This window comes from Lysobacter antibioticus HS124, assembly GCF_000336385.2.
Taxonomy (GTDB): Bacteria; Pseudomonadota; Gammaproteobacteria; order Xanthomonadales; family Xanthomonadaceae; genus Lysobacter; species Lysobacter firmicutimachus.
Map to the genome: position 1 here is coordinate 69,893 of NZ_HG424603.1, position 7,800 is coordinate 77,692.

Below are 7,800 nucleotides of genomic sequence, written 5' to 3' on the forward strand. Positions count from 1 at the left end.
CGACGGCCGGCGAGGCCGACAGGCCGAGCATGGCCAGGGCGATCGCTGCCATGCCCGTTGCCGCCGGGGCCCGGTTTGCGTTGTGCGGCCGGTGCGAGCCGGCGATCGGGTGCGTGTTTGCCGTACGGAACATGAGCCCTCCCCAGGGTGATCGGTGCGACGACGGAACCGCAGACCCGACGATGGTGAGCCCGCCGTTCGCCCCGGCGGTATTGCACTTATGGGCGATGCGCCGGGCCGGCCGCGACGGCCGTCGGCGCCGGCGCGAAGCCCGCGACTGTGACCGGCCCTGCAAATTCGGTCCGCGGACTCGAATAAGGTGCGCTCGGTACGGGCTCGTCCCGACGCCTGCGACCGCCCCGCCGCAGGCTCGGCCCGCGACGCTGTGGCTGCAACCGCGGCTGCGCTCGCCGCGCACGCGACCGACGCCCGCGCTTCCCCCACGCAACGAGACCTTTCATGCGCACGAATCGATTAACGGCCCGCCTGGCGGGCGCCCTATTCGCCGCCCTGTTGTTGCCGGTTTCCTTCGCCCACGCTGCCAACCAGTACTGCGACAACGACCGCGATCCCGGCCAGTATCCCAGTTGCGGCAACGTCGCCGGCGCCGGCTTCTATTACCGCAGCGGCCAACCCAGCGACTACCACGGCGACGACCGACTCTCGACCACCCAATCCAGCAGCTACGGCTGGGTGTTCCTGGGCACCGTCGCCGCCGGGCATCACTATGCGTATCTCGCCAACAATGCCTTCACCGATCCGCGCGCCGAGTACCAGGCCTGGGACCTGGGCAGCGGTTTCTACTCGATCGGCTACGTCAACCAGAACACCGCGCCCAGCGGCTGGAATTACGTGGGCTACGGCACCAGCGGCGCGTTGTACGTACGCCGCAGCAGCGGCAGCGGCGCGACCGGCGCCGACGCCGTCATGCGCCAGTACGCGGGGCTGAGCGCGCAAGTGTCGACGCCGCTGACGCCCGCGCCGGCCGGGCGCTGTCCGAGCCTGGCTCTGCGCGATCCGGCGCTGGCCGAACTGCAGAACAAGATGTTCGACGCCGCGCGCAGCTATCGCGATGCCGCCGGTTCTTACGCGATCGTGTTCAACAACAACGGCCAACGCGAGCGGATCGAGTTCGAAGTGTCGCCGGCCCGGCGCAGCGGCTTCGTGCGCATCGCCGGCGCGGACGGACGCCTGACCGAACACTACGCCGACGCCGAGTCGCAGACGACGGTGCTGCCGTTGCATTCGGCCTATCGCTCCAGCCGCCGGGCGGCCGCCCCCGATGCGGAGCAGGCTCCGGCCGCGCATGCCTATCGCAATACCGCCTGCCAGGCGGTGTACGCGAGCCAGCCCGATGCGAGCGGCGCGCCCGGCACGGCCGACGTGCTGGCCCCGGCCAACTACGCTTTCTGGCTGTCGGACGAGGACAGCCGCATCCTCGGCCGGCCGAGCCTGCTCGGACGCGAGGCGGTGCTGGTCGAAGGCCGCCACGACGAAGCGATGGCGCGCAAGCTCGGCGCGCAGCGCTATCGCATGTGGGTGGACGCGGCGACCGGCATCCTGCTCAAGCTCGAAGGCCGCAATGCGCGCGGCGGCCGCGCTTATCTGATCGAAGTCGAGCGGTTGCGCCTGGACAGCGGCGTGTCGCCGCGGGCCAGGCCGACGCTGGCGAAGGGCTGGATCGATCTCGGCGCGGCGCGCTGAGTCGCACCGGACCGGAGCGGCGCCGCTCCGGTCCGCTGTCGCGCTCAGTACACCCGTCCGGTGGCGCCGGCGCCGTTGCCGGAGTGGTAGAACAGCACGCCGCCCGGCGAGGACACGACCCGGTTCCAGCCGGTGGCGAAGGCGCCGGCCGGATAGGTGGTCAGGGTGGTGTGATTGCCCGCGCTGTCGAAGCGGCCGATCGCGCCGGCGCCGGTGGCCGCGTTGTAATACAGCACGCCGTTCGGCGTCGACACGATGCTGGTCCAGCCGGTGGCGAACGAGCCGGCGGGCCAGGTGCGCAGGGTGGTGTGGTTGCCGTTGGGTTCGATCCGGCCGAGCGCCGCGGCGCCGGTCTGGGTGCTGTAGTAGAACAGCCCGGCCGAAGTATCGACCACGCTGCTCCAGCCGGTGGCGAAGGAACCCGCCGGCCAAGTCTGCAGGGTGACGAAGGATTGCGCCTGCGCCGACGACGTTGCCGCGGCCAGGGCGAGCGGAACCAGCAGCGACGACCACAGGCGGCGCGTGCGCGCACCGCTACGAGTGCGATTCATGGGGCCTTTCCTTGGTGATGGAAGCGCGCCGGGCGTACGGCAACGCATTCGGCGGCGCGATCCGAAAGCGTGGCGAGAACCTGCGAGGGCGTGTGCGAGCCAGCCGGCATCGAACGCAACCGGTGCCGGAACGGTCGGCGCTCGCCCACGGATCTTGTAGCCCAGCCGCTCGCCGGTTTCCGACGATTGCGTCCGCAGATCCGCCGGCGGCCGGCATGGGTTCTGCGACGGCCGTCGTCGCGACGATCGCGCGCAGCCAGGACTGCGCCGCCGGTCACGCGCTCCAGCGATGCGCGACGCAACGGCGTCGGTGCGGCCGGCAGTGCCTGCCGGCGTCCGGTTCGGGCCTCGCCCGCGGCGCTCCGGCGCTTGCACGGTGCGCCTCGACAGGAGTACTACTGGCGCCGCCACCGGAACCGCGGGAGAGCGGGCATGAAGCGAGGACTCTGGGCGATGCTGGTCGCCGGCCTGTGTTGCGCCGTGCCGGCTTGGGCGGGCGATCCGCCGGCATCGACTGCGCCGGCAGCCGCGCCGAGTCGCGATGCGGCATTGGCTCAGCGCCTAGGCGCCGACGAGCGCGGCATGCGCCGCTACGTGCTGGTGATCCTGAAGACCGGTCCGAAGCGCGTGCCCGACGGCGAAGAGCGCAAGGCGATGTTCGCCGGCCATTTCGCCAATATCGAGCGCTTGGCCAAGGCCGGCAAACTGGCGCTGGCCGGGCCCTTCGCCGAGGACCCGGACGGCTGGCGCGGACTGTTCCTGCTCGCGGTGGACGATCTCGAGGAGGCGCGACGGCTGACCGCGACCGATCCGGTGATCGAGCGCGGCGAGATGGTCGCCGAGTACCACCGTTGGTACGGCTCGGCAGCGGCGATGGCGATTCCCGAGCTGCACGACAAGCTGGCGCCGAAGCGGCCGTGAACGGCATCGGAGCGTGCCGCGCCGCGGCGCGCGGCTTGGACGGCCGGATGCGCTCTGCTACCGTGCGCGACCAGGACGGCGGCGCCGGTGGCGTCGCTGCGCAACGCTTTCCAAGGCAGGAATCCGCATGTATCCGTTTCGTCGTCGCTTCGTTTTCGGTCTCTCCCTGATCCTCGCCGCTTATGGCGCCGCCGCGACCGAAATCGCGCCCGAAGCGGTCCGGCTCGAAGCCGGGTTGATCGCCGCGCTGCGCTACGACGCCAAGACCGGCGAACGCGCCGCGCCGTCCGGGCCGGCGATCCAGGCCTATATCCGCGCCGGCTACCTGACCGCCAAGCCGACGGTGCGTGCCGACTACACCGACTATCGATTGCTCGACAAGCCGGCGACCTTGCTCGGGCTGCCGCTGGTGGCGATCGAGGAGGAGTACATGACCCAGTACCTCGGCTGCTGCGTCAGCGAAGGCGCCGGCGCGACGGTGCGGGTGTCCGGCGACATCGCGCCGTTGGTCGAGTTCGCCAAGCGCAATGCCTGCCATCTGGAGCGCGACTACGACGCTGCAGGCGAGTTCAGGAACTACGGCATCGCCGGCAAGTTGCCGGCGGGCCGCTACGCCAACCTGAGCTGCCGGGCGCGCGACGCGGATCGGGCGGAGCCTTGAGTCCTGAAGGGGCGCCGCGAGAGCGGTCGCGGCCCGTGTCGCCGCTGCGATAGGCCGATCTTCTGCAGGAGCGGGACGAGCCGCGGCCGAAAGCGTGGCGGCCTCAATTGTCGACGGCGAACGCGCCGAACAACACGCCGTTGTAGCTGGCCGGCAAGTAACACACCACCGAGACGAAGCTCCAGTAGTTCACGGTCGGCAACGACACCGGTTGGTCGTAGGTGGCGCCGCACTGGTTGAAGCTGGAGCTGCTCAGCAGCTGTCCGGTGTAGTTGTAGGCGTACACCGTGCAGCTGGTGCAGGCGCCGTTGAGGTTGCTGCCATCGATGTAGTAGCTCTGCGCCGGACCGGTGACCGGATGGCGCACGATCGGGCAAATGACGGGGCGCACGGCGGCGTTTGCATTGCGCACGCCGTAGCTGAGGTAGTCGATGTCCAGCGCCTGGCCGGCGTTGTAGGCCGCGCAGGACGTGCCGGGCGTGCTCAGGTTCTGCGAGGTTGCAGCGCGCGTGTCGAGCGCCGCCGCGCTGCCCAGTGTCAGGGCCAGGGCCGATACGGCGGCCATCCAGGTCTCGGCTTTCATGTCGTCACCTCGTGAGGTAGGTGGAAGTACCGGGTTTCTCCCCCTGTTCCTGCCGCCGCATCGCCGCCGGCGGCTTCAACGCTTAGCCGACGCGCCGGGAGCCGGCTCCGGCCCCAGCAAGTACAGGACCATCTCGCCGCGGCCGTTCGCTCCCGGCGCGTACTGCGCGACCATGCGCGGCAGCGCGTCGGCGAATTGCTGGCTCCACAGCGGCAGCTGCTTCTGCAGCCGCGCATCGCCGCCGTCGCGGATCTCGACCCGGCACAGGGTCGAACGGCATTCGACGTCGCGCGCCGCCTCGCGCATGGCCTCGTCGGCGCGGATGGCGTTCCACAGGCGCGACGTCATCGCCGGCGACCAACTCGGGTCGGCGGTTTCGCGACGGAAATTCTGGCGCAATGCGTCGAGATAGGCCTCGTGTTTGCGCTCGCCGGCTTCGGCGCGTTGGCGCAGCGCGGCCGGATCGGCGCGTGCGTCGGCGCCGGAGCGGCGCAGCGCGACCATTTGCGACCGCAGTCCGGCGATCTCATCGCGCATGCGTTGCAGCTCGGCATCTTCGCGTGTGTGTTCGTTCGCGGGCGCGGCCGCGTTCGGTGCGGGCGTCGTTTCGTTCGCCGAGTGATACACCGTCGCCAGCGCCGCCAGCGCCAGCAATCCGGGCCCGATCCATAGCCATGCGCTGGGTTTCATGGACGATGGTGTAGCAGAAGCCTGGGTGCGGAGCATGTCGCTTAAAAAACGACACCGCCCGATCGGCGCACCGCTTCGGCCCACAACAGCGCGATCAGTTTGCGGCGCGACGTCAGGCCGGTCTTCTGATAGACCCGCTGCCATAAGGTGCGCACGGTCGAGATCGAACAGCCTAGGGTCGCGGCGATCTGCTTGTCCTCGGCGCCGCGCGCCGCCGCCAGCAGCACCGAACGCTCCATCGGGCTCAACGGCGCCCAGGCGCTGGCGGCGGCCTCGTCCAACAGGTCGTCCATGACGGTGTTGCGAACATGGGTGACGGCCGGCGACATTCAATGTCTGCGGGTCGGGGGGACACCTATCCAACGCCAGGCCGTGCGCGGACAGGTCAGTGTGGAACCGCGAACTGAAGGTTCGGTCACAATGAATCTGCCGATCCGCGGTGAAGCGGATCGGTACGGGCGCACGGTTTGCGCCGCGCCGTCGGCGCGGCGTCGACGGGGCACGACATCGAAGCTTGCGCCACTGCGGTGGGCCGATCCGGGCTCGGCTTCCGACGCCGCCCGCGAGCGTGTCAGTGCGCGGCGGTCGCCGGGTCGACGGCCAGCGGACGCACGTACTGCAGCAGGCTGGTCAGGGTCTTGCCCGGCTCTTCCCAGGGCATCATGTGCGAGGAGTTTTCGAACCACACGCTCTGCTTGAACGGCGCTCTGACCTGCTTCAACCACTGTTCGGCCGGCTCGGCCGGGGTGGTGTAATCGTGGCGCCCGAGGAAGAACACCACCGGGATCGGGAACTCGCGGACCGGCTTGTAGTCCACCGCGACGAACTCAGGCAGGATCTTGCCGAGGGTGAACACGTTGCCTTCGTTGACGTTGCGGCGGTCGCAGTCGCCGTACTCCGGCGACAGGCGCGGGCCGCGGTAGAAATAGGTGGAATCGTTGCGGTAAGCGGTCAGGCCGCCGTAGTACTGCGACCACTTGCGCGCGGCGATGATGCGTTCGCGGGTGATCGGCTGGTCGCCCGGATAAGGCATGATCGCTTCCATCTCCTTGACCGCTTCGGCGTTGCCCAGCGCCTTGGCCCGCTGCAGGCCGAAGTCGAAGCTGATGCGCTCGTTGTCGCGCACGTTGATGGCCTGGCCGATGCCGACGTAGGCGTAGAACAGGTCGGGCTGCTTCAGCGCCGCCTTCATGCTGATGATGGTGCCCCAGCTGTGCGCCATCAGCACGATCTTGCGCTTGCCGTAGCGTTGGCGCAGGTACTGGGCGACTTCGACCACGTCGTCGGCGAAACGGTCGATATGGATGGTGTCGGCGTAGCTTTGCGGGTCTTGCAGCGCGTAGGTCTTGCCGGCGCCGCGCTGGTCCCAGTTGACCACGGTGAAGTATTCCTCGATCGGGCGCTGGAACTGCCACGAGGTCGGGATCACCGGCGAGGCCGGGCCGCCGTGCACGAACAGCAGGATCGGGTTGTTCTTGTCCTGGCCGCGCACGCTGAGCCATTGATCGATGCCGCCGATGCGGGCCGCGTAGGATTCCTGGATGCCGTTGGGTGCGACGATGCGGCCAAGGTCTTCGATGATGGCGCGGGCCTCGGCGTAGCTGGAGGTGTCCTTGCATTCGGGGGCGGCCGAAGCGAACGGGCTCAGGGCCAGCAGCAGGGAGGCGAGCAGGGCTTGGGTCTTCATGGGCGGATTCCGGCCGAAAGGCGAGGGTCTGGCGAAGGCGAAGGGCGACGCCGCAAACCGCGATGACGCGGCCGGCGGCGCCGACGAGGCGGCGATGCGACGCGCAGCGCGGGCGGCGGCCGTCGGAGGTCGGCTGCAGCGGGCCTGTCGTGTGTCGCGATCGTTCCCCATGCGGCATCAGATACGGGCGGAAGGGCGAGGGTTTACACCGCGCATGTTTTTATTTGCAACGGCCGGCGCGCCGGTCGGCCGTTCCGCGACCTCGGCCGGTGTCCTTGGCCGTCGCGGCGGAGTAGGGTGGGGCTCCCCCAGCGAGGAATCCGCCATGGAAACGCAGGAACTGCATCGCGGCCGCCTGATCGACCATATCCAACTGGTGGTGCGCGACCTCGAGGCGAGCAGACGCTTCTACACGGCGGTGTTCGAGGCGTTGCAGGTGCCGATCGCCGGCAGCGGCCCGGATTACTTCTGGGCCGACGAGCTGTTCGTGTCCACCGCGTCCAGCGAAGCCGCGCAGGGCGAGTTGACCGGCCGCCATCATCTGGCTTTCCAGGCCCGCGACCGCGCCATGGTCGAGGCCTTCCATCAGGCCGCGTTGGCCCACGGCGGTCGCGACAACGGCGGCCCCGGCCGGCGAGCCTATCACCCCGGCTACTACGCCGCGTTCGCGCTGGACCCGGACGGCAACAACATCGAGGCGGTCTATCACGGGCCTGCCGAGCGCAGCGCGCCCTCGGTCAAGGTCGTGTTCTGAGCGGGGCGGGGCCGGCGTACGACCGGTCCGGCGCAGACCGTTACCGGCCGGGCGCAGGGCTGCCGGTACTGGCGATGCCCTTGGCCGAGGTTGCGGGTTCCGAGAACGCGGCGGCGCCGAGCGCGAAGCCGCGTCTTAGATCGAAGCCCGAGCCGTCGCCGGCGTCCGCGGCGGGCGGACGCCGGCGAGGCAGGCCGTTCAGCGCGGCTTGCGCGCGCGCGGCGGCGCCGCGGCCGCCAGGGCCGGGCC

10 protein-coding genes are annotated in these 7,800 nt (G+C 69.8%); 4 read left to right on the plus strand and 6 right to left on the minus strand.

The window, feature by feature from the left end; genetic code table 11:
• The first annotated feature begins 459 nt into the window (after positions 1–459).
• A complete protein-coding gene (locus TX83_RS21435; RefSeq protein ID WP_141233626.1) occupies positions 460–1,704 on the plus strand; it encodes a hypothetical protein in 1,245 nt (414 codons plus the stop codon).
• Positions 1,705–1,748: 44 nt separating this feature from the next.
• Here the strand turns inward: TX83_RS21435 and TX83_RS21440 are convergent, their stop codons facing one another.
• The gene (locus TX83_RS21440; protein ID WP_064750020.1) at positions 1,749–2,255 is read right to left on the minus strand and encodes a hypothetical protein; all 507 of its coding nucleotides are present in this window, start codon (positions 2,253–2,255) and stop codon (positions 1,749–1,751) included.
• Positions 2,256–2,687: 432 nt separating this feature from the next.
• Between TX83_RS21440 and TX83_RS21445 the strand changes: the two genes are divergently transcribed.
• Entirely contained in the window at positions 2,688–3,176 is a 489-nt protein-coding gene (locus tag TX83_RS21445; protein ID WP_064750021.1) for a YciI family protein, read from the plus strand.
• A 127-nt stretch (positions 3,177–3,303) separates the two neighbouring features.
• On the plus strand, positions 3,304–3,837 hold the full coding sequence (locus TX83_RS21450; RefSeq protein WP_064750022.1) for a hypothetical protein: 534 nt from the start codon (positions 3,304–3,306) through the stop codon (positions 3,835–3,837).
• A 103-nt stretch (positions 3,838–3,940) separates the two neighbouring features.
• On the opposite strand, the gene TX83_RS21455 is transcribed toward TX83_RS21450, so the two are convergent.
• The 4 genes from TX83_RS21455 to TX83_RS21470 form a co-directional block, all read right to left on the minus strand.
• Positions 3,941–4,420, minus strand: coding sequence for a hypothetical protein (locus tag TX83_RS21455; RefSeq protein WP_064750023.1), 480 nt, complete (start codon positions 4,418–4,420; stop codon positions 3,941–3,943).
• Between the two features lie 75 nt (positions 4,421–4,495).
• Entirely contained in the window at positions 4,496–5,110 is a 615-nt protein-coding gene (locus TX83_RS21460) for a hypothetical protein (protein ID WP_141233627.1), read from the minus strand.
• A gap of 41 nt (positions 5,111–5,151) precedes the next feature.
• Positions 5,152–5,439, minus strand: a complete 288-nt coding sequence (locus TX83_RS21465; RefSeq protein ID WP_064750025.1) for a helix-turn-helix domain-containing protein — start codon at positions 5,437–5,439, stop codon at positions 5,152–5,154.
• Between the two features lie 242 nt (positions 5,440–5,681).
• Entirely contained in the window at positions 5,682–6,797 is a 1,116-nt protein-coding gene (locus tag TX83_RS21470) for an alpha/beta fold hydrolase (RefSeq protein WP_064750026.1), read from the minus strand.
• Positions 6,798–7,122: 325 nt separating this feature from the next.
• Between TX83_RS21470 and TX83_RS21475 the strand changes: the two genes are divergently transcribed.
• Positions 7,123–7,551, plus strand: coding sequence for a VOC family protein (locus tag TX83_RS21475; RefSeq protein ID WP_064750027.1), 429 nt, complete (start codon positions 7,123–7,125; stop codon positions 7,549–7,551).
• Between the two features lie 40 nt (positions 7,552–7,591).
• Here the strand turns inward: TX83_RS21475 and TX83_RS23735 are convergent.
• Positions 7,592–7,800, minus strand: a 209-nt coding sequence (locus tag TX83_RS23735; RefSeq protein WP_222423806.1) for a hypothetical protein, incomplete at its 5' end; no start/stop codon positions are given.